General features: G+C 67.2%; 21 protein-coding genes, 2 pseudogenes and 2 riboswitches. Of the genes and pseudogenes, 14 read left to right on the top strand and 9 right to left on the bottom strand.

All coding sequences use genetic code 11. The features are described from left to right. Positions 1 to 39 precede the first annotated feature (39 nt). Genes ACWEQQ_RS18910 through ACWEQQ_RS18900 form a run of 3 tightly spaced genes read left to right on the top strand, consistent with a single transcriptional unit; the run spans position 40 to position 3,500 of the window. Entirely contained in the window at positions 40 to 1,059 is a 1,020-nt protein-coding gene (locus ACWEQQ_RS18910) for a PDR/VanB family oxidoreductase (RefSeq protein ID WP_452349185.1), read from the top strand. A gap of 15 nt (positions 1,060 to 1,074) precedes the next feature. Further along, the gene (locus ACWEQQ_RS18905; protein WP_452349083.1) at positions 1,075 to 2,574 is read left to right on the top strand and encodes a flavin-containing monooxygenase; all 1,500 of its coding nucleotides are present in this window, start codon (positions 1,075 to 1,077) and stop codon (positions 2,572 to 2,574) included. Then, entirely contained in the window at positions 2,574 to 3,500 is a 927-nt protein-coding gene (locus ACWEQQ_RS18900; RefSeq protein WP_452349082.1) for a short-chain dehydrogenase/reductase, read from the top strand. Before ACWEQQ_RS18905 ends, ACWEQQ_RS18900 begins: the two co-directional genes overlap by 1 nt. A gap of 194 nt (positions 3,501 to 3,694) precedes the next feature. On the opposite strand, the pseudogene ACWEQQ_RS18895 reads toward ACWEQQ_RS18900, so the two are convergent. Next, a pseudogene (locus ACWEQQ_RS18895) lies at positions 3,695 to 3,838 on the bottom strand (asparagine synthase-related protein); the annotation flags it as partial. A 457-nt stretch (positions 3,839 to 4,295) separates the two neighbouring features. Here ACWEQQ_RS18895 and ACWEQQ_RS18890 point away from each other — a divergent pair. Both ACWEQQ_RS18890 and ACWEQQ_RS18885 read left to right on the top strand, forming a co-directional pair. Continuing rightward, positions 4,296 to 4,685 (top strand): peptidase inhibitor family I36 protein, encoded by a 390-nt coding sequence (locus ACWEQQ_RS18890; protein WP_452339564.1) that lies wholly within the window; start codon positions 4,296 to 4,298, stop codon positions 4,683 to 4,685. A 153-nt stretch (positions 4,686 to 4,838) separates the two neighbouring features. After that, positions 4,839 to 5,282: a hypothetical protein gene (locus ACWEQQ_RS18885; RefSeq protein WP_452349081.1), complete on the top strand. Its 444-nt coding sequence runs from the start codon at positions 4,839 to 4,841 to the stop codon at positions 5,280 to 5,282. A gap of 273 nt (positions 5,283 to 5,555) precedes the next feature. Here the strand turns inward: ACWEQQ_RS18885 and ACWEQQ_RS18880 are convergent, their stop codons facing one another. Next, on the bottom strand, positions 5,556 to 5,768 hold the full coding sequence (locus ACWEQQ_RS18880) for a DUF397 domain-containing protein (protein WP_452349080.1): 213 nt from the start codon (positions 5,766 to 5,768) through the stop codon (positions 5,556 to 5,558). After that, entirely contained in the window at positions 5,755 to 6,669 is a 915-nt protein-coding gene (locus ACWEQQ_RS18875) for a helix-turn-helix domain-containing protein (RefSeq protein WP_452349079.1), read from the bottom strand. The genes ACWEQQ_RS18880 and ACWEQQ_RS18875 overlap by 14 nt, the downstream gene beginning before the upstream one ends. A gap of 183 nt (positions 6,670 to 6,852) precedes the next feature. On the opposite strand from ACWEQQ_RS18875, the gene ACWEQQ_RS18870 reads away from it, so the two are divergent. After that, complete coding sequence (locus tag ACWEQQ_RS18870) at positions 6,853 to 7,002, top strand: hypothetical protein (RefSeq protein ID WP_452349078.1); 150 nt, start codon at positions 6,853 to 6,855, stop codon at positions 7,000 to 7,002. 48 nt (positions 7,003 to 7,050) lie between these two features. On the opposite strand, the gene ACWEQQ_RS18865 is transcribed toward ACWEQQ_RS18870, so the two are convergent. Next, positions 7,051 to 7,527 (bottom strand): Fur family transcriptional regulator, encoded by a 477-nt coding sequence (locus ACWEQQ_RS18865; RefSeq protein ID WP_452339569.1) that lies wholly within the window; start codon positions 7,525 to 7,527, stop codon positions 7,051 to 7,053. Positions 7,528 to 7,649: 122 nt separating this feature from the next. Between ACWEQQ_RS18865 and ACWEQQ_RS18860 the strand changes: the two genes are divergently transcribed. Continuing rightward, entirely contained in the window at positions 7,650 to 8,771 is a 1,122-nt protein-coding gene (locus ACWEQQ_RS18860) for a HoxN/HupN/NixA family nickel/cobalt transporter (protein ID WP_452349077.1), read from the top strand. Positions 8,772 to 8,819: 48 nt separating this feature from the next. Here ACWEQQ_RS18860 and ACWEQQ_RS18855 read toward each other — a convergent pair whose 3' ends face one another. Continuing rightward, positions 8,820 to 9,023 (bottom strand): zinc transporter Slc39a7, encoded by a 204-nt coding sequence (locus tag ACWEQQ_RS18855; protein ID WP_452349076.1) that lies wholly within the window; start codon positions 9,021 to 9,023, stop codon positions 8,820 to 8,822. Between the two features lie 285 nt (positions 9,024 to 9,308). On the opposite strand from ACWEQQ_RS18855, the gene ACWEQQ_RS18850 reads away from it, so the two are divergent. Next, positions 9,309 to 10,076, top strand: coding sequence for a class I SAM-dependent methyltransferase (locus ACWEQQ_RS18850; RefSeq protein ID WP_452349075.1), 768 nt, complete (start codon positions 9,309 to 9,311; stop codon positions 10,074 to 10,076). 34 nt (positions 10,077 to 10,110) lie between these two features. On the opposite strand, the gene ACWEQQ_RS18845 is transcribed toward ACWEQQ_RS18850, so the two are convergent. From ACWEQQ_RS18845 to ACWEQQ_RS18835, 3 genes are read right to left on the bottom strand one after another with little or no spacing between them, the layout of a single operon-like run. After that, positions 10,111 to 10,683 (bottom strand): histidine phosphatase family protein, encoded by a 573-nt coding sequence (locus tag ACWEQQ_RS18845; RefSeq protein ID WP_452349074.1) that lies wholly within the window; start codon positions 10,681 to 10,683, stop codon positions 10,111 to 10,113. Then, positions 10,680 to 11,519, bottom strand: a complete 840-nt coding sequence (locus ACWEQQ_RS18840) for a CbtA family protein (protein ID WP_452349073.1) — start codon at positions 11,517 to 11,519, stop codon at positions 10,680 to 10,682. The genes ACWEQQ_RS18845 and ACWEQQ_RS18840 overlap by 4 nt, the downstream gene beginning before the upstream one ends. A 22-nt stretch (positions 11,520 to 11,541) precedes the next feature. Next, entirely contained in the window at positions 11,542 to 11,757 is a 216-nt protein-coding gene (locus ACWEQQ_RS18835; protein WP_354838114.1) for a CbtB domain-containing protein, read from the bottom strand. Positions 11,758 to 11,796: 39 nt separating this feature from the next. Next, positions 11,797 to 11,912, bottom strand: a riboswitch (cobalamin riboswitch). A gap of 173 nt (positions 11,913 to 12,085) precedes the next feature. Further along, positions 12,086 to 12,302, top strand: a riboswitch (cobalamin riboswitch). 138 nt (positions 12,303 to 12,440) lie between these two features. On the opposite strand from ACWEQQ_RS18835, the gene metE reads away from it, so the two are divergent. Both metE and ACWEQQ_RS18825 read left to right on the top strand, forming a co-directional pair. Continuing rightward, a complete protein-coding gene (metE, locus tag ACWEQQ_RS18830; RefSeq protein ID WP_452349072.1) occupies positions 12,441 to 14,699 on the top strand; it encodes a 5-methyltetrahydropteroyltriglutamate--homocysteine S-methyltransferase in 2,259 nt (752 codons plus the stop codon). Between the two features lie 100 nt (positions 14,700 to 14,799). Next, positions 14,800 to 15,801 (top strand): methylenetetrahydrofolate reductase, encoded by a 1,002-nt coding sequence (locus tag ACWEQQ_RS18825; RefSeq protein WP_452349071.1) that lies wholly within the window; start codon positions 14,800 to 14,802, stop codon positions 15,799 to 15,801. A gap of 21 nt (positions 15,802 to 15,822) precedes the next feature. Here the strand turns inward: ACWEQQ_RS18825 and ACWEQQ_RS18820 are convergent. Further along, a pseudogene (locus tag ACWEQQ_RS18820) lies at positions 15,823 to 16,002 on the bottom strand (short-chain fatty acyl-CoA regulator family protein); the annotation flags it as partial. A 309-nt stretch (positions 16,003 to 16,311) separates the two neighbouring features. Here ACWEQQ_RS18820 and prpD point away from each other — a divergent pair. The 4 genes from prpD to ACWEQQ_RS18800 all read left to right on the top strand — a co-directional run bounded on the left by prpD (position 16,312) and on the right by ACWEQQ_RS18800 (position 20,800). Next, positions 16,312 to 17,817, top strand: coding sequence for a 2-methylcitrate dehydratase PrpD (gene prpD, locus ACWEQQ_RS18815; RefSeq protein WP_452349070.1), 1,506 nt, complete (start codon positions 16,312 to 16,314; stop codon positions 17,815 to 17,817). Beyond that, positions 17,814 to 18,728 carry a methylisocitrate lyase gene (gene prpB, locus ACWEQQ_RS18810; RefSeq protein WP_452349069.1) on the top strand — a complete coding sequence of 305 codons (915 nt, stop codon included), beginning with the start codon at positions 17,814 to 17,816 and terminating at the stop codon, positions 18,726 to 18,728. The genes prpD and prpB overlap by 4 nt, the downstream gene beginning before the upstream one ends. Continuing rightward, positions 18,728 to 19,852: a bifunctional 2-methylcitrate synthase/citrate synthase gene (locus ACWEQQ_RS18805; protein WP_452349068.1), complete on the top strand. Its 1,125-nt coding sequence runs from the start codon at positions 18,728 to 18,730 to the stop codon at positions 19,850 to 19,852. The genes prpB and ACWEQQ_RS18805 overlap by 1 nt, the downstream gene beginning before the upstream one ends. A 78-nt stretch (positions 19,853 to 19,930) precedes the next feature. Continuing rightward, positions 19,931 to 20,800 (top strand): alpha/beta fold hydrolase, encoded by an 870-nt coding sequence (locus ACWEQQ_RS18800; RefSeq protein ID WP_452349067.1) that lies wholly within the window; start codon positions 19,931 to 19,933, stop codon positions 20,798 to 20,800. Positions 20,801 to 20,829 lie beyond the last annotated feature (29 nt).

Genomic DNA, 20,829 nt, shown 5'->3' with positions numbered 1-20,829 from the left:
GGTCGGGCGCATGCGGTCGACTCCGTGGATGCGGCCACGATGCCCGCGAGCCTGCGGATGCTCGGCGGGATGATGGACGCCTACAAGCAGCTTTTCGTGAGCGGCCGCGCGGCTCGGCTGTTGTCGCCGTCGAATCCGGTGCGCCACAGCGGGTTCGAGCTGGACCCGGTGGTCGAGCAACTGGAGCGGCCCGCACCCGACGTGCTCGCGGTGACGCTACGGGCCCCGGACGGGCGGGACCTGCCGAGCTGGCGGCCCGGGGCGCATGTGGACGTGTTCCTGCCGTCGGGGCGGCAACGGCAGTACTCGCTGTGCGGGGATCCGCGGGATCGGACGCGGTACCGGATCGCGGTGCGGCTGATCCCGGACGGCGAAGGCGGGTCGCGCGAGCTGCACGACTCGCTGTGGGTCGGGGACCGCATGCGAATTCGCGGGCCACGCAACGCTTTCACGCTGGTCGACGCGCCGTCGTATCTGTTCCTGGCCGGCGGGATCGGCATCACCCCGATCCTGCCGATGGTGCGGGCCGCCGGGTCGCGCGGGCGACTGGTGTACGCGGGGCGGTCACGGGCGACGATGCCGTTCCTGGACGAGCTGCCCGACGCGGACGTGCGGCCCGACGACGAGCTCGGACCGCCCGATATCGCCGCGATCATCGCGAGCGCGGCGCCCGGTGCGGCCGTGTACGTGTGCGGTCCGCCCGCCATGCTGGCGGCGGCGCAGCGCTGCCGGTTCGCACTGGATCCGACGGGATCACTGCACACGGAACGCTTTTCGGCACCGCCCGTGGTCGACGGGCGGGCCTTCGACATCACCCTGGCGCGCAGCGGCCGGACGGTCCGGGTCGGCGCGGAGGAGACGGCGCTCGCGGCAGTACGGCGGGTGCTGCCCGATGTGAACTACTCCTGCCGCCAGGGCTTCTGCGGCACCTGCAAGGTCGGGGTCCGCGCGGGCGACGTGGACCACCGCGACCGGCTGCTCACCGCGGCCGAGCGGGAGGACCGGATGCTGCTCTGCGTGTCCCGCGCCTGCGGCGACGCGCTCGTGCTCGATCTCTGAACGCTGGGAACACTCATGTCGATTGATACGGAAACAGCTGTGGCCGAACCCGATTCGGCACCGGCAGAACATGTCGGGATCGCCGTCGTCGGGGCCGGATTCGGGGGCATCGGCCTGGCGATCAAACTGCGCGAGGCCGGGTTCGAGGACCTGGTGATTCTCGAGCGCGCCGAGGATCTGGGCGGGACGTGGCGGGCCAACACCTATCCCGGCTGCGCGTGCGATGTCCCCTCACAGCTCTACAGCTATTCATTCGCCCCGAATCCGGACTGGTCGCGGACCTATGGACGCCAGGCCGAGATCCTGGAGTATCTGCGCCGGGTCGCCGCGGACCACGATGTGGTGCGGCACATCCGATTCGGCGCCGAACTGCTGGACGCGCGCTGGGACGAGGAGCGCTCGCTGTGGCGGGTGGAGACCAGCCGGGGTGCGCTCACCGCCGATGTCCTGATCTCCGCGGCGGGCATCTTCGCGGAGGCCAAGTATCCCGAGCTGCCGGGGCTGGATCGGTTCGCGGGCAAGGCCTTCCACTCGCTGCACTGGGATCACGACCACGACCTGACCGGCGAGCGGGTGGCCGTGATCGGCACGGGCGCATCGGCGGTGCAGTTCGTGCCGGAGATCCAGCCGGTGGTCGACCGGCTGCTGCTGTTCCAGCGCTCCGCGCCGTGGATCGTGCCGCGGATGGATCGGCGCACGCTGGGTCTGGAACGGACGCTACTACGTCGGATTCCCCTCGCCCAGAAGGCGATCCGTGGCGGCTGGTACGCCGCCATCGAGGGTTTCGGCCTGATCTCGCTGGTGGACAAGCGGTTCCGCCATCCATACGAGGCACTGGGCCGGTTGCAGCTGCTACGGCAGGTGCGCGATCCGGCGCTGCGCAAGACCTTGACCCCGGACTATGTCATCGGATGCAAACGCGCCATCTTCTCCGATGCCTATCTACCCGCGCTGGATCAGCCGAATGTCGAGGTCGTCACCGACGGCATCGCCGAGGTGCGCCCGCATTCGATCGTGCTGCGCGACGGCACCGAGCACGCGGTCGACACCATCATCTTCGGCACCGGCTTCACCTCGATTCCGTCGGCGTATCACCGCTATATCGGACGGCACGGGCAGTCCATCGCGGACCTGTATCACCAGGAGCCGCAGAGCTATCTGGGCGCGGCCTTCGCAGGATTCCCCAACTTCTTCTGCACGCTGGGCCCGTTCGGCGCGGCCGGGAACCAATCGGCCGTCTACATGATCGAATCCCAGATCGCCTACATCGTGGATGCGGTGAAGACCATGCGCGACAGGGGAATCGACCGTATCGAGCTGCGCCCCGAGGTGCAGGACGATTTCCTCGACGAGATGGACCGCCGCAGCGCCGACACCGTGTGGCTGACCGGCGGCTGCCAGAGCTACTACACCACCGCCGACGGCCGCAATGCCGGCCTGTACCCCAACTGGAGCTTCGAATACCGCCGGCGCACCCGGCGTTTCGACTCCGACTCCTACGAAATGAGCCGCTGATGTCCACTCCGCGCTGTCTCCCCGGTCCCGGCCCCTTCCGTCCCGAAGGCCGGGTCGCCCTCATCACCGGGGCCGGTCAGGGTATCGGCCGCGAACTCGCCGGGGTGCTGTACCGGCGGGGCGCGTCGGTGGCCATCGTCGATGTCGATGCCCGGGCCGCCACCTCGCTGGCCGCCGCCCTGGGTGATCGGGCGCTGCCGGTGATCGCGGATGTCTCCGACCGGGCCGCCATGGCCGAGGCGATTCCGCAGGTGGTCGCCTACTTCGGGCATCTCGACATCGTGGTGGCGAACGCGGGCGTGGTGCCGCCGCCGGCGACGCTGCGGACCATGGATCCCGCCGAGTTCGACCGGGTCATCGGCATCAACCTCACCGGGGTGTTCAATACCGTGCACCCGGCGCTGGACCACATCATCACCGCGCGCGGGCATGTCGAGGTCGTATCCTCGTGCGCCGCTTTCGCTCCGGGGATGGGCGGCGCGCCGTACATGATCAGCAAGGCGGCGGTGGAGCAGCTCGGCCGGGCGCTGCGGGTCGAGCTGGCGCCGCACGGGGCGTCCGCGGGCGTCGCCTATTTCGGGATCGTCGACACCGAGATGACCCACTCGACCCTCGACCGGGACGAGCTCGGCCGCCGCATCGAGGCGCTGCTGCCGTGGCCGCTGAGCACCCGCATCACCGCCGAGCACGCCGCGCGCACCATTGCCGACGCCATCGAGCACCGCGCACCGCAGGCCATCTCGCCGCTGGCCTGGATGCCCTACTCGCTGCTGCGTGGCGTGATCAATACCGTGCTCGATTCCCGCCTGACCCGTGACCCGCGGGTGCACGCGCTGCTGCGGGAAGTCGAGCGGCGCAGTCTCGTAAAACCGCCCTCACCAGCGGTAATCCCCATAGACAGGGAGCGCGTGCAAGCGCATTATTGATCTCATCCCATCCGTTTTGCCGTGCGTCGGGGGAGCGTCGAATGACAATCCCGAACGGATGGGATGAGATCATGCACACCAAGAAAATGATGGCTACGACAGTTCTCGCCATCGCTGCCAGAGGTCGAACAACAGCGAATCGTGTTCCATCAGGCGTTCTTTCACGTGCTGCTGCAGATCGGCTGCGTACCCGGGGACGGGTACGGGCTCTTGACGCGGTCCACGACCGATTGCGGCAGCACGTGTTTCGCCGCCGCCCGCAGCAGGCTCTTCTCGCGACCGTCGAAGGTCTCGAGTTCCCAGGGCGTGTTGTACACGTACTCGACGAGCCGGTGATCGCCGCCGATGCCCCAGCGCGACATGCTCACGCACGAACGTCCCCCGCGCATCCGGCCCCCGGCACGCCATGGTCTCCGTCATCCCGTCCACCACCCCTGCCGCCGCGTCAGATCCGCCTCGAACGACACCCACCCTGCAATCCCACACATTCGGGGACCTCCAGATTGTTAGCAACGTGAACTATCTGTAATTCCGTTGCAACACACCGAAACCCACAAGAGCCGCAATCCACAGAAACCTGTTGCAGTCGAGCCTTGTTGTCACGCAATAACTTTGATCATGCTCGCGCCCGAAGGGCCGGATCCAACCCGAACCCTCGCCATTCCGTGCGAGCCTCGGCCACCGGCTTCGAATGAGTAGGCGCGGTGAGTAGTTCGGCGGACGTCCGGAACCGGCAGCTGTCCATACGCTTCCCCGCAGCACCCGCAGTTGGGTGTCCCGCCAGAGGAGGAAACAGTGTCCCGCTCGAACAGCGCGCGTCTCGCGCCCCTCGCCGCCGTCGCCTTGACCTTCGGCGCGCTCACCGCCACATCCCTGGTCGCCGCGACCCCCGCGCACGCCTACGCCTATGACTGCCCCGGTGGCATGTTCTGCGGATGGGAGGGTCGCGACGGAACCGGAAACCTGGTTGTCCAGGCCAACTCCGACTGCTTCCTCCACGACATCGGGAATGCCGGCAAGGGCGATCTGCTCACCTCGTACTGGAACCGGACCGGCAAGCAGGTCACCCTCCTCAACTGGATGGGCGACCATTGGGAAACCCTCGCGGTCATTCAGGACAGCGAGCGCGGCACCCTCTCGCGCTATGCCGACAAGAAGACCGACGCGGTCCGGCTCTGCGACTGACCAGGAACTTCCCCCAGCCGGCCGGCTGCCGGTCCGGCTGCCGCGAATCCGGCTCGGCCAATTCTGAAGCATGTTAATTTCACTATCTCGGCGTGGTCGCGGATCGCGTCGAATGTTCGTGACCGCGCGGACATCTCGTAGTGAAGGGACGCCATGACAACACCCTGGGTACGCCACGCGAAACTCGCCGTGACGGCGATCGCGGGCACGGGCGCGCTGCTGCTGGCCGCGGCTCCGGACGCCGCGGCCGCCGGCATCGGCGAGGTGACGCTGAAGGGCTCGAACCCGCAGGCCGGGTGCAGCTACACGCTGACCAGCGGCGACCTGGTCGGGGGCGGCAGCAGCGCGTTCAACGAGATGCCCGTCACCTTCTACGACAACGGGGCCACCATCGGCACCGGCAAGGTCGGCACCAGCCTGCTCGGCAACCCGGCCGAAGTCTCGTGGACACCTGCCACCCCGGGCCAGCACGTCCTCACCGCCACAGCCGGTTTCAGCTTCAACACCCCTATGCCCCTGACGCCGTTGACCGTCCAGGTCGGCGCAGCCAGCTCCACCGGCAGCTTCGGCTGCCCGCTCCCCAGCATCTCCGGCTAGCCGAGGATTCTGCCGACCCGGAACCCTCGGTCCCGCAAGAAGAATTAGCAGACGCCCGCTCCCTCGGCTCCGACGGGGAGCGGGCGGACCTTGAACGCGCCTCGGGCCATCAACGAATCCAGCTCCGCCACGCCATGATCCGCACCACCGGCATCACGCACGGCCACACACCCGCATCGGTGTCGCTGCGGTATCGAGCCCTCGGAAGTTGCGCCTCAGGCCGAAACCCGATGATCTACTCGACCTGTCACCTCAGCATCAGAGCGATCGGCGTCAGGCCGGATGACCGAACTTTCCGCCGACCACACCGGACGTAAAGGCATCCCACTCCCCCGGCCCGAACATCAGAGCCGGACCGGTCGGATTCTTGGAATCCCGGACACCGACCATGCCGCCGTCGAGATGCGCGACCTCGACGCAATCACCTTGACTGCCGCTGTAGCTGCTTTTGAACCACTTGGGCTCGGAGGGATCAATGCTGCTCACGCTCATACTCCTTCGTCGCCCGGCGTACCAACTCCCGGGTGGGTCCATCGTCCAGTGCCGAGCTTCGAATCGCTGACGCAAGCTCACTATAGAGTCGCACTTCGTCGGGTTTTTCCAGGTACACGTCCTGGGTCGGCCCGCCCTCGATATACACGATGGGCGGTTCTACTGGTTCATGCCCGGGCTCGGCGTCGAACTCCAAGACCGTGAACGACCCTCGTGGCATTCCCCAGGTCATCCCCGCCGCGAACGGGTGAATGCGCACCGTGAGGTTGTCCAGCTTCGATACTTCGGCCAGGTGGCGCAACTGGGCGGCCATGGTCTGCCGGTTGCCGATCATCCGATGCAATGCCGACTCGTGCAGCAACACCTCCAGGACAACAGGATTGGTCTTGCGAGTAACTATCGCCTGTCGCCTCAGCCGATGTTCGACTCGGCGGTCGACGTCGGTGGAATCGGCGAATCCCGGATACGCACCGATGATGGCGCGGGCGTAGTCGGCCGTCTGCAGCAGACCGGGAATGTGTTCGTGGTAGGTGGTCAGTCGCCGCGCAGCTGCTTCGAGTCCCACATACATGTTGAACGCGTCCGAATACAGTCCGCCATACGCGTGATACCAGCCTTGCATCCTGGCCACGGCCGCCAAATCGGCTGCGGCAGCGGCATCGCCGGAGCCGACCCCATAGATTTCACACAGTGCACGCACGTCTTGCTTGCGCACCTTCTGGGTCTGGCCCGCCTCGATACGTTGCAGAGCCGACGCGGACAAATCGACCAGTTTCGCGGCGGTAGCGATGGTAAAGCCATTGGCTTCGCGCAATTCGCGTAGGAACCGACCTAATTGCCGCCTCGGCAGCGTCGAACTCGGAGTGTTCTCGGTGTCGTCGTACGCACTGGTCATGTCGACGTCCCATCACTACGTGAAATCGGGTCGATCGGAGCACGAAATCGGGTGCGGTCCACGGGATTTACGGGTCGGCTCATGGAGATTTGGACGACTTCGGACCGGGTACCCAACATCACTGTATCCCCTGCATCGCTGGTGGTGTGCTGGAACCACAACGACGGCAGGGAGGGCAGCGAGATGTCGAGCGACAATCAGTGGTCGGTGCAGGCGATCATCGACCGCATCGAAGGTGAGCGGAAGGTTGCCGACTCCCACCGCATCGATGCCCAGCGCATCGGTGGCGGGTATGAGATTCGCGGGTTGTGGGACACCACATCGCGAACATGAACTGACCACGCAAAACTCATCGAGTAGTCGACCGCGGTTCCTGCGTGGTCAGTGCTCGGTGTCCTGCTGGCAGGCCGGGCATAAACCGTGCAGGGTGAGTCCGCCGGTGTCGGGCAGGGCGAAGCGGCTGCCGTTGCGTGCTTCGGCCAGGGCCACGGTGAGATGTGCCGAGGGGACCTCGTCGATCGCGCCACACCGGGTACACACCGCGTGATGGTGCGGGATGTCGGTGAGCCCGTAGCTGGTGATCCGTTCATCGATGACCAAGGCGTGCAGCACTTCCGCGTCGACCAGGGTCGCCACCGTCCGGTAGACGGTGGTGAGGTCGACCTCGTGGCCGGCCGAGGCGAGACCCTGCTGGATCTGGGCCACCGTCAGGTGTCCCTGCTCGCGCGAGCCGTCCAGGATCGACAGCACCGCCAGTCGTGGTGCGGTGCACCGCAGTCCGCGGCTGCGCAGCAAACGGCGAGCGTTGTGCTCACCGGCCGGCGCCGGTGCGTGAGTCAGGTGCGAAACGCGCGCCATGGCCCCTAGTCTGCCGCTTCCACCCGCTCAACCGCCAACCCTCGTCTTGCCAATCAGTTGCAACAAGGCGGGATGCGTTCTACCTTCGATGAATTCGGCTCGTGCGGAGAGGGCATATCGTGATGTCTGCAATCCTGAAACCCTTTCGCGCGGTCACCGATCGGCTGGCGTTGACCCGCCCGGAATGGCTGCGGCTGGCCGCGATGGCGGGGGTCATCATCGGCTTGCACGTGCTGGGCTGGTTCACCCTGGTCGCGTTCGTCGCTCCGCAGCATTTCAGCCTGGGCGATCGGACCCTGGGTATCGGGGTCGGCTTGACCGCCTACACGCTGGGCATGCGGCATGCCTTCGACGCCGACCACATCGCCGCGATCGACAACACCACCCGCAAACTCATGCACGACGGGCAGCGACCGCTGTCGGTCGGATTCTTCTTCTCCCTGGGCCACTCCAGCGTCGTCTTCGGTCTGGCGCTGCTGCTCTCGATCGGCGTAAAGGCCATCGTCGGGCCAGTTGAGGACGACTCTTCGGCACTGCACCACTACACGGGCCTGATCGGCACGACCGTGTCCGGGACGTTCCTCTATGTCATCGCGATCATCAATATCGCTGTGCTGGTGGGCATCCTGCGCGTGTTCCGGCGCATGCGCACCGGCGAGTTCGATGACGCCGAGCTGGAAAACCAACTTGCACAACGCGGTCTGATCAACCGACTGCTCGGCCCGGTGATGAAGTCGGTGACCAAACCTTGGCAGATGTACCCGATCGGGCTCCTCTTCGGCCTCGGCTTCGACACCGCCACCGAAGTCGCGCTGCTGGTCCTGGCCGGCACCAGCGCCGCGGCGGGCCTGCCCTGGTACGCGATCCTGTGCCTGCCGATCCTGTTCGCCGCCGGCATGAGCCTGCTCGACACCATCGACGGCAGCTTCATGAACTTCGCCTACGGCTGGGCCTTCGCCAAACCCGTGCGCAAGGTCTACTACAACATCACCATCACCGCGCTCTCGGTCGCGGTCGCCCTCATCATCGGCACCGTCGAACTTGTCGGCCTGCTCGCCGACCAATTCGGCTGGACCGGAGGCTTCTTCGACTGGATCAGCGCCCTGGACCTCAACCTGATCGGCTACTTGATCGTCGGCCTGTTCGTCGGGACCTGGGCCATCGCCATCCTCGCCTGGCGCTATGGACGCATCGAAGAGAAATGGACCGCCGGACTCCAGCAGCGAACCGACCATCACGACTGACCAGCTGACGCCCGGCCGCACCGCAGCCGTGTTCCCGTGCGGTTCGGCTCAGTCGTGGGTGTGTGAGTGATCGTCGAGTAGATCGCTTTGATGCACATGGCGATGCGAATGCACGGTCCCGTCCTCATGTGTATGGGTGTGTTCGTGTTCGCTGTGGTCATGCTCGTGCGTGCTGTGGGCGTGGGCATGGGTCTGGGTGCCGTGACTGTGTGGGTGGGTATGGGGCTCGACGTGGGAGTGTTCGTCGGTCATATCCCGGTTCCTTTTCTGTATCGAGTGAGTTTTACGGCAATGCATGCATACCAGCACGCCGCGGTGATATCCGGGATGCCCGGACCATCGGCGGGTGGGCACGAGTTGCGCCCTCATATCCGGCTCTGTCCATAAGCGGCCGCAGAAGCCTTTTCGCCCCAAACCGGACCAAATGGTCTTGTATTGGGTTCGACACACATATGCTGGGGCGTCGAAGCGCGTCGACCGGGAAGGGCGCGGTTGTCGCAGAATGCGCGAAATACCTTACCTGCGAGGAGGATTCGTGTGACGACCAGCAAACTCGATATGTCGCGGGCGCGGTACTGGGTCGGCCGGTGGGATCGTCAGCAGGAGCACTACATGCCCGATCGCGAACAGCGGTTCGAGGTGATCGGTGACGTCCTGACCGAACTTGCCGACCGGACGGACCCGTTGATCGTCGACCTCGGCGTCGGGCCGGGAACGCTGTCGGACCGGCTGCTCAGGCGAATGCCCGCCGCCACCATCGTCGGCGTGGACGTGGATCCACTGCTGCTGACATTGGCCGAGATGACCCTGGGGTCACCGCGCTTCCGTACGGTGAACGCTGATCTGCGCGAGCGCGATTGGCTCGACAGACTCCGCTTGCCTCGAGTACCCGACGCGTTCGTGAGCACCACCGCGTTGCACTGGATGAACCGTGAACCGCTTCGCGCGCTGATCCGAACCTGCGCGGACACACTCGCACCCGGCGGTCTGTTCATCGACGGGGACCATCTCCACGAAGGAGCCGCCGGCCCGCGATTGGACGCACTGGGCGAAGCCATGACCGCCCGCCGCGCCCAACGCATGGGAACCGCGAGTACGGAGGACTGGGACACGTGGTGGGCCGCGGTCGACCACGCTCCCGAACTGGCCGACCTGGTCCGGCTGCGCGACGGCGGATTCGCCCACCCGGTCGACGACCGACCTACCGTCCACGACTACATCGCCTTCGCACGCGAGGCGGGCTTCGCCGAATCCGGAATCGTATGGCAGTACGGCGACGACCGCGTGATCGTCGGGATCCGATAGCCCGCGTGAGCGACGGCCGGAGCGCCACCGACGATCAAACGATGAGATCGTGGGCGGTGGTCCGCAGGGTCCAGGCGGGGGCGCGATGGTGGAGCGTGGTGGCCGTCAACGGCGGGATGTCGATGCGCCAGAAGGACTCCGCGGGAGCGTTCACGGTGAGCAACACCGCAGCTCGGACCACGGCGGGGTGGGTGATCGCGACGATGCGATCACCGCGGCCGGTCAGCGAGCCCAGCCAGGAGCCGACGCGGTCGAGGAGTCCGATGATGGATTCGCCGCCGTGGGCGCGGTAGGCGGGATCGGTGAGCCAGGCCATCAGCTGGTCGGGCGGGAGTGCGTCCATCGACCGGCCGCTCCAGGTGCCGTGGTCGATATCCCGGAGGGCCGGCTCGGGAGTTCCGGTCAAGCTCAGACCGTGAGTGGTTTGGGCCGTACGGATTTCCGGGGCATGGTAGACGACGGCGGGTTCGAGGCCGGGGAGGCCGCCCGCCTTCTCGACCGACCGCGACCCGAGCGGGTTGAGCGGTTCGTCGGCCGGGAAGCGGGCGGCCTGCACGGCGTCGGTGATCGCGTGCGTCACCAGGGTGAGGCGGGTGACCGCGCTCATGCGGCCAGTTCGGTGGTGGTCGAGCGGTCGCCGAGCAGGCGCGGGGCGAGCCAGGCGAAGCCGACGCCGATGACCGCCCACAGGATCAGCTGGGCGGCGAAGGAATACAGCCGGAAGTGATAGAGGTCGTCGGCGGGGAAGCCGGGGTACACGATCGTTCCGGACGGATCCTTCAGTGGCTGCGGGGTTTCGGTGGCGAAGTCGCCGTACTCCTTATTGGCCGAGAGCTTCCCGAGGGACGGGAGCAATGCCATGACCGCGCCCATGACCACCACGAAGGCCACCGAAGCCGTGACGCCGGCGGTCCAGTTGCCCAGCCGTGCCGCCAGTTTGCGGCCCAGCCAGATGGCGGCGAGCAGGACGACCGCGCTGATCACGATCATGCCCACGAACAGCGCCGTTCGTTCCTTGATGGTCTCCGGATGCCCGATCGAGGGCGGGTTGGCCGGGTACTTCAGGAACGGCACCGCGTACAGCACCAGAAACATGCCGCCCGACACCAGCAGCGCCAGATTGCGCGGGGCGATCTTGCCGGCCTTGCGCAGCGCCAGGAAGTAGACCACCGCGAACAGCGCGCCCAGCGCCGCGCCGAACACGATCACGCCGAAGCCCAGCCCGATGTTCTCCTGCTGGGCGCGGGTGAAGAGTTCGGGGCCCATGTCGCCCATGGGCTTTCCGGCGGCCTTGTCGAGGGCCATCTGCGCGTCGTCGCGGCCGGATTCGTAGTCGATGGCCCGGTTGATGATGGGCTCGGCCAGGATCCGGGCGAAGACGAACGCCAGCAATCCGCCGAGTGCCCCCAGCAGGACTCCTCGGCCGATGATTCGCTTTTCCATTGTGGTGACTCGATTCCCGCGACTAGTGGCAGGGGAACCCGAGGAAATGCCGTCCGTCGTGCACGAACTCGTGGACGTGCATGTCACTGCCGAAGATCGACACCGCACCCTGGTCGATGCCGATGAAGTAGATCGCCAGCAGCGCGAGAAGGGTGGTGCCGACCAGCCACAGGGCGGTGGTGGGGAGGGCGAGAGCGCCGGTGCCGAGACCGGAACGAGGAGCGTAGGACGTAGCCACGGTGACCCCTTTGAGTCAGGGGGATTTCGCGTCCCCACAGTCGATCGAATTCACGATGCGAGGGTCTGACTCACACCCCTACCGGGATGCTCACAGTGGCGCGACCGCTCCGGAATTGCACCGGATTCCTCGAGACATCGTCGAACAACCATACGAGGACACATCCACGCTGGTCAATCCGGGTGCGCACGACTGTCCAGCTGATGGGATCGCGCCGGCCGCGCAGCGGGTTCGTGCGAACCTTCGCTATATTCGCCATCGCAGCTGGTTCGCCGGAGGTGGAGTCGAGGAGCCCCTGATCCATCCGATGGCGTCGAAGCCCGGCGGCGCGTGCGCGTGCCGAGCGGGTGAGAGGGAACCCGGTGAGAATCCGGGACTGTCCCGCAGCGGTGAGTGGGAACGACAGCCGTCATTCGCACTGGGCGCATGAAGTGATGCCTGGGAAGCGACGGCCAGTAGGACCAGCCCCGGCCTCGAGCGCCGGGGCCGACCCTTCCGGGTCGATGCCCACGAGTCCGAAGACCTGCCCGTTGTGCCGGATACGCCGTATCCGGCGGTCGTCGCCTCGTGGATTGGGCGGTACGCCGAGTGGGACCTGGGCACGGGATCGATGCTTTGCGGGCTCCGTCAGCGTGCGTTTCTCAAGGGCGGCGGCCATCGGCTACTGACCAAGGAGTTCATCAATGCTGAACCCTGACAACACTTTCACCGCCACGGTGCTCGGATTGCCGCGCATCGGGCCCAACCGCGAGCTCAAGCGCGCGGTCGAGTCGTACTGGGCGGGGCGGATCGACGCCGCCACGCTGCACGACGTCGCGGCGGGGCTGCGCGCCGCACAGCTGCTGCGGATCCGCGACACCGGCCTGGATTCGGTTCCGGTGGGGACCTTCTCGTACTACGACCATGTGCTCGACACCGCGGTGCTGCTGGGTGCACTGCCCGACCGGGTGGGCGGCATCGAGGACGAGCTGGACCGGTATTTCGCCGCCGCGCGCGGCACCGCCGAGGTCGCGCCCTTGGAGATGACCAAGTGGTTCGACACCAACTACCACTACCTGGTGCCGGAGCTCTCGGCCGCGACGGAGTTCTCGCTGCATCCGGCCAAGCCGCTGGCCGAGCTGAAAGAGGCGCTGGCACTGGGCGTTCCGGCCCGTCCCGTGATCCTGGGACCGGTCACGTTCCTGAAGCTGGCCAAGTCGGTGGACGGCAGCGACCTGCTGGACCGGCTGCCGGATCTGCTGCCGCTGTACGAGCGGCTGCTGGGCCTGCTGGCGAAGGCGGGCGCGCGCTGGGTGCAGCTCGATGAACCGGTGCTGGTCACCGATCTGAGCGAGACCGAACTGGCGCTGGTGCACACCGTCTATCGCAGGCTGGCCGAGGTGTCCGCGCGGCCCGCGCTGCTGGTGGCCTCGTACTTCGGCCGTCTGGGTGAGGCACTGCCGGTGCTGGCGGCGACCGGCATCGAAGGTATCGCCGTCGATCTGGTCGCGGGCGGCGACGCGGATGTGGTTGCGGCGCAGTCGCTTCGGGACACACTCATCGTGGCCGGCATCGTCGATGGCTACAACGTGTGGCGCGTCGATCCCGATCGCGCGCTGCCCCGGCTGGCCGCCCTGCGCGAGGGCGGTGCCCGGGTCGCCGTATCGAGCTCCTGCTCGCTGCTGCATGTTCCCTACAGTCTGGACGCCGAGACCGCGCTGGAGCCGCGGCTGCGCTCATGGCTGGCCTTCGGCGCGGAGAAGATCGCGGAGATCCGGATGCTCGCGAGCGCCGTGCATGAGGGGCAGGACGCGGTCGGCGAGCAGCTGGAGATCGCGCGAACGGCCGTGCGGGACAGGCGATCCGACCCCCGGCTGCACAACGCGACCGTGCGGGCCCGTCTGGCCGGGGCGTCCGACGCCCGGCGCGCCCCGGCTGACGAGCGCCGGACGCTCCAGCAGCAGCGACTGCACCTGCCGGTGCTCCCGACCACGACGATCGGCTCGTTCCCGCAGACCGGCCGGATCCGGGTAGCGCGCGCGGAGCTCTCCCGCGGGGAGATCGATCAGGCCGAGTACGACGCGCGGATGCGAGCGGAGATCGCCGAAGTCGTTGCGCTGCAGGAAGAAATCGGCCTGGACGTGCTGGTGCACGGCGAGCCCGAACGCAATGACATGGTGCAGTACTTCGCCGAGCAGCTCGACGGATTCGCCGCCACCGCGAACGGCTGGGTCCAGTCCTACGGCACCCGATGCGTCCGGCCCCCGATCCTGTTCGGCGATGTGGTGCGCCCCGCGGCCATGACGGTCGGCTGGAGCACCTACGCGCAGTCGCTGACCGCCAAGCCGGTCAAGGGCATGCTCACCGGGCCGGTCACCATCCTGGCGTGGTCCTACATCCGCGACGATCAGCCGCTCGCGGACACCGCACGCCAGATAGCGCTGGCGATCCGGGACGAGACGGTGGATCTCGAGGCCGCGGGTATCGGCATCATCCAGGTGGACGAGCCCGCGCTGCGGGAACTGCTCCCGCTGCGCCGCGCCGACCAGCCCGCCTACCTCGACTGGGCGGTGGACGCGTTCCGGCTGGCGACCTCCGGCGTCGCGGACGCCACGCAGATCCACACGCACCTGTGCTACTCGGAGTTCGGCGAGATCATCGGCGCCATCGCGGAATTGGATGCCGACGTCACCTCGATCGAGGCCGCCCGCTCCCATATGGAGGTGCTCGACGACCTCACGGCCGCAGGCTTCGGCCTGGGCGTGGGGCCGGGCGTGTACGACATCCACTCGCCGCGCGTGCCGAGCCCGGGCGAGATCGAGCAGTCGCTGAGCCTGGCACTGAAAGCCGTTCCGGCCGAAAGGCTCTGGGTCAACCCCGACTGCGGCCTGAAGACGCGTCACACCGATGAGGTGACCGCCTCGCTGCGCAACCTGGTCACGGCGGCACAGGCGCTGCGCTGACCGCGCGCCGGGGCGCTCCACACCGCGGGCGCCCCGGCGTGACGTCGTTCTCCCATCGGCGCGGCATCGGCCGCGCCACAATCTCTTCCACGAGGTCATCATGGATTCCCCACTCGAACGGAACCGTTCGATCGCTGAGCGCTCGACCCGGATCTCACCGATAGTCACCGGAGTACCGTCGGTCGTGCGGAGCCTGCGCACGCACTCCGGCCCTCGGGTGCCCTTCTCGGTGGAATTCAATCCACCGCGCGACGCCGCCGGGGAGGCGCGGCTGTGGCGCACGGTACGCGAATTCGAGCGCATGCACCCGGCCTTCGTCTCCATGACCTACGGGGCAGGCGGTTCCACGAAGGACCGCACCGCGCGCATCACCGGGCAGCTGGCGCAGCAGACCACGCTGCTGCCGGTCGCGCACCTGACCGCGGTCGGTCACAGCGTCGCCGAACTGCGCGCGCTCGTCGGCGCGTACGCCGACTGCGGTATCCGCAATATTCTCGTGCTGCGTGGCGACCCGCCGGGCGACCCGCTCGGTGACTGGCGCAAGCATCCCGACGGCGTCGAGTACGCCGAGGAGCTGGTACGGATCGTGCGGGATCTCGGCGACTTCCATGTCGGGGTGGCCTCGTTCCCGCAGGGCCATCACCGCTCCCCCGACCTGGACATCGATACCGCGTTCCTGGCCGCGAAACTCCGTGCCGGAGCGGATTATTCGATCACACAGATGTTCTTCGACCCCGAGCACTATCTACGCCTGCGCGACCGGGTGCTGCAGGTCGATCCGGTCGAGGGGGCCAAGCCGATCATTCCCGAGCTGATGCCCATCACCTCGCTGCGCACGGTGCGGCGGGCGGTCGAGCTGTCCGGGCGCGAGCTGCCCACGACGGTGCTGGAGCGCCTGCGGAAGGCGGCGGGCGACGGTCCGGAGGAGAATCGTGCCGCCGCACGCTCGGCCGGTATCGAGATCGCCACGGAGATGGCGCAGCGCCTGATCGACGAAGGCGCGCCCTGCCTGCATTTCATCACCCACAACTTCGCCAAGGCGACCACCGAGGTGCTGACCAACCTGGGCTACGAGGTGACCGCCGCGCCCCTGAGCGCCTGACCGCTACGCCACGGTCGGCACGGGCATCTGCGCGATCTGGGTGCGGATGCTCCCCGGCGTCGAGAACGCCTCGTGCACCACCGACAGCGGGCAGCTGCCGCCCACCCGGGAGAAGTGGAAGGCCATGGTGGACTGCCGCTTCGAGATATTGCCGGCGCGGTCGGTGCGCACGAAGAAGAACGGCACCCGTGCCTGCCCGGGCGCAGCAGCACCGGCGCGGTCAGCGGTCGCTGGTCGCGCTCGAGCTGGTTGACGTAGCTCACGGATAGCCCGAGCGCCTTGGCTCAGGCCGACCGGGTGAACCCCCGCTATTCCCGGACCGTGCGCAATCGCGCACCCGCGTACATCTTCTACTTGGGTTCAATCTAGCAATTCCTATTTTCACAACCTTTGCAAATTCGCAGGGCTGGTTCCACAAAAATCGGCATTTGCGTGGTGTTTCGGTCGAATACAGCGCTGTGTAGCGTGCGAAATGTACCGGTGAAATCGACGCCCTGGAGGACTCCGACAGTGAAGCACCATCTCGTCCGCACCCACCGCTCCGCCGAGCACTTCCCCCGAGAGGAACACCTCGCCTGGCGGATCGCCGAGGTTGCCGCGGATGCCGTGGAGGTCGCTCCGGAGGTGGAGGCGATGATCGTCAACCGGATCATCGACAATGCGGCGGTCGCGGCGGCCTCGATCGCCCGCCGCCCGGTCGCCAATGCCCGTGCGCAGGCGCTGGCCCACCCCTACCGGCCGGGCGCCACCGTGTTCGGGGTCGAGGGCTCGTACTCCCCGGAGTGGGCGGCGTGGGCCAATGGGGTCGCGGTGCGCGAACTCGACTTCCACGACACCTTTCTGGCCGCCGAGTACTCGCACCCGGGGGACAACATCCCGCCGATCCTGGCCGTCGCGCAACACACCGGACGCACCGGCCGCGACCTGATCCGCGGTCTCGCAACGGGTTACGAGATCCAGGTGGATCTGGTGCGCGCGATCTGCCTGCACGAGCACAAGATCGACCATGTCGCCCACCTCGGACCGTCGGCGGCCGCCGGTATCGGCACACTCCTCGGCCTGGACACCGAGACCATCTACCAGGCCGTCGGTCAGGCCCTGCACACCACCACCGCGACCCGTCAGTCCCGCAAGGGTGAGATCTCGAGCTGGAAGGCCTACGCAGCGGCCTTCGCCGGGAAGATGGCCGTGGAGGCCGTGGATCGCGCCATGCGCGGCGAAGGCGCGCCCGCGCCGATCTGGGAGGGGGAGGACGGTGTGATCGCGTGGCTGCTGGGCGGCCCGAACGCCGAATACTCGGTGCCGCTGCCGGGTCCGGGTGAGCCCAAGCGCGGGATTCTCGACACCTACACCAAGGAACACTCGGCCGAATACCAGAGCCAGGCCCCGATCGATCTGGCGCGGCGGATGCGGGAGCGGATCGGCGACCTCGACCAGATCGCGTCGATCGTGCTGCACACCAGTCATCACACCCACTACGTGATCGGCACCGGATCGAACGATCCGCAGAAGTTCGACCCCAAGGCTTCTCGCGAAACCCTGGACCACTCCGTCATGTACATCTTCGCGGTGGCGCTGCAGGACGGCACCTGGCATCACGAGCGCTCCTACGCGCCGGAGCGCGCGCAGCGTCCGGACACGATCGAGCTGTGGAACAAGATCTCCACCGCCGAGGATCCGGAGTGGACGCGGCGCTACCACTCGACAGACCCGAACGAGAAGGCGTTCGGCGCCCGCGCCGAGGTGACATTGAAGAGCGGTGAGGTGATCATCGACGAGTTGGCCGTCGCCGATGCGCATCCACTCGGCGCGTGTCCCTTCGCCCGGGATCAATACGTCGCCAAGTTCCGCACTCTCGCCGAGGGTGTCATCGCGCCCGCCGAGCAGGATCGCTTCCTCGAGGTGGCCCAGCGCGCGGGCCAGCTGTCCGCGGGCGAGCTGTCGGAGCTGACGTTCACCGTCTCGTCGGACGTGCTCGCCCGCGCGCCCCGGTCGCCGAAGGGGCTGTTCCGATGACCGGCTTGCTCGCCGCCGCCACCTCGGCCGCAGACAAGCGCGCAGCGTTCAGAGCGGGGCTGAGCTCCGGCACGATCCAGCGGTTCCCCGGTGCGTTCAACCCGTTGGTGGCCAAGCTGATTCAGGAGGTCGGCTTCGAGGGCGTCTATGTCTCCGGCGCGGTGCTCTCCGCTGATCTGGGCTTGCCCGATATCGGGCTCACCACGCTGACCGAGGTGGCCGGGCGCGGTCAGCAGATCGCCCGAGTCACCGACCTGCCCGTGCTCATCGACGCCGACACCGGATTCGGCGAACCCATGAGCGTCGCGCGCACCGTCACGGTCATGGAGGACGCCGGCATCGCCGGGCTGCACCTCGAAGACCAGGTGAACCCCAAGCGCTGCGGCCACCTCGACGGCAAGGCCGTGGTGCCCACCGCCGGCATGGTGCGCCGCCTGCGTGCGGCCGTGGCCGCCCGCCGGGACCCGAACTTCGTGATCTGTGCGCGCACCGACGCCGCGGGCATCGAGGGCATGGACGCGGCCATCGACCGGGCCAAGGCCTACGCCGAGGCCGGTGCCGACCTGATCTTCACCGAGGCGCTGCACACCGAGGCCGACTTCGAGAAATTCCGGGCTGCGCTGTCGATTCCCTTGCTGGCCAACATGACCGAGTTCGGGAAGTCCGAACTGATTCCGGCCCAGACGCTCGAGTCGATCGGCTACAACGCGGTCATCTACCCGGTGACCACGCTGCGGCTGGCCATGTTCGCCGCCGAAACCGGATTGCGGGAGATCGCGGCGACCGGTACCCAGTCCGGGCTGCTGGATCGCATGCAGCACCGCAGCCGGCTCTACGAGCTGCTGCAGTACGAGCGCTACAACGAATTCGATTCCGACATCTTCAATTTCACCCTGGGAAGGAACCAGTGATGACGGAGACCGCGATTCCGACCATCTACAAGGGTCTCGCCGGCGTCGTCGTCGACACCACCGCGATCTCCAAGGTGGTGCCGGAAACCAACTCCCTGATCTACCGCGGCTACGCGGTCCAGGATCTGGCCGCGCACTGCAGCTTCGAACAGGTCGCCTACCTGCTCTGGTACGGCGAACTGCCCAACGACACCCAGTTGGCCCAGTTCCTGCAGCAGGAGCGTGCCTCGCGGCGCGCGGATCGCTCGCTGCTGTCGCTGGTGGCCAAGCTGCCCGACAGCTGCCACCCCATGGACGTGGTGCGCACCGCTATCAGCTATCTCGGCGCCGAAGACCCCGCCGAGGACGACAACTCGGCGAAAGCCAACCGCGCCAAAGCACTTCGCATGATGGCGGTGTTGCCGACCATCGTGGCCGCCGATCACCGCCGCCGCCAGGGCCTGGATCCCATTGCGCCGCACTCACATCTGGGTTTCGCCGAGAACTTCCTGAACATGTGCTTCGGCACAGTCCCTGCACCTGAACTGGTGAAGGCCTTCGAAGTCTCGCTGATCCTGTACGCGGAGCACAGCTTCAACGCCTCCACCTTCGCCGCCCGCGTGGTCACCTCGACACTCTCGGATATCTATAGCGCAGTCACCGCCGCCATCGGCGCACTCAAGGGCCGGCTCCACGGCGGGGCTAACGAGGCGGTCATGCACGACATGCTCGAGATCGGCGATCCGGCGCTGGCCGAGGAGTGGATGCGCAACAAGCTGTCCAAGAAGGAAAAGGTCATGGGCTTCGGCCACCGGGTCTACAAGAACGGTGACTCCCGGGTGCCCACCATGAGAAAGGCTTTCCTCGACATCGCCGCCGCCACTGACGGCGACACCTGGGTGCGGATGTACGACATCCTCGAACGCACGATGAAGGAGGCCACCGGCATCGAGCCGAACCTCGACTTCCCCACCGGCCCCGCCTATTACCTGCTCGGCTTCGCCATCGAGTCCTTCACCCCCATCTTCGTCATGAGCCGCATCACCGGCTGGACCGCCCACATCATCGAACAGAGCGCCTCCAACGCCCTGATCCGCCCCCTGAGCCAATACGTCGGCGTCCCACAACGTTCCGTCGTCGCCTGACAGAGTTGCCGCGAGGCTTCCAGCGGGGCTGTAGCGAGGGCGTAGGGAGAGTGGACCCGGGGTTCGTAGGTTCGGGCTATGACTACTTCGACTCATGGCACCGCAGTGTCGTTCGATGGGGCCGAGCTGGCGTTCGAGGCGATCGGATCGGGGCGACCGCTGGTCGTGGTGCCGGGCGGACCCCGGGATTCGCGGTATCTCGAGGACCTCGGGGGGCTCGCCGCGAGCCGGACCCTGATTCGGTACGACGCGCGCGGCACGGGATCCACTGCGGCCCCGGATAATCCAGCCAAGTACGCCTATCCGTCGCTCGCCCGGGACGTGGACGCGCTGCGATCCCATCTCGGGGTGGAGACGATCGATGTGCTCGGCCACTCGTCGGGGGCGGTGGTCGCGGCGGTGTACGCCGGGCATCATCCGGATCGGGTGTCCCGGCTGGTGCTGGTCGTGCCGGGACCGGACTTCTTCGGCGGGGGTGGCGATATCGCGAGCCTGCTGAATGCCCGCGCTGCCGAGCCGTGGTTCGACGAGGTGCGTACCGCTGCCGGGGAATTGGCAGCAGCCGGGCCGCAGGACTCGCCCGAGGCTGTGCTCGACTTACTGGACCGCTATGTCCCGGCCGCGTACGGCGGGTGGGGTGAGCGGCAGCGCGCGCATGCCGCGACACAGCGCGAACAGTTCTCGCTCGAGGCGTGGAAGCACTTCCACGGCAATGGCGATCGCACCGAGCCAGAACGCTTCCTGCCGACGTTCGGGCAGGTCACCGCACCTGTCCTGGTCGTGACGGGCGCCGCGGACGCGCTGACCGGTGTGGAGGCCGGAAACGCCGCCGCCGCGCTGTTCCCGGTCGCGACGCACGTGTCGATCGCGGGAGCGGGCCACTATCCGTGGGTCGACAACGCGCCCGAGTTCAGCTCCGTCGTCGAGACGTTCCTGGCCCGCGGCTGATAGCCGCATGCACGAAAGCGGGGTGGTCA

It is taken from the genome of Nocardia sp. NPDC004123 (genome assembly GCF_053603795.1).
The sequence above is the reverse complement of the archived record's forward strand: the minus strand, read 5'-3'. Positions and strand labels throughout refer to the sequence as shown.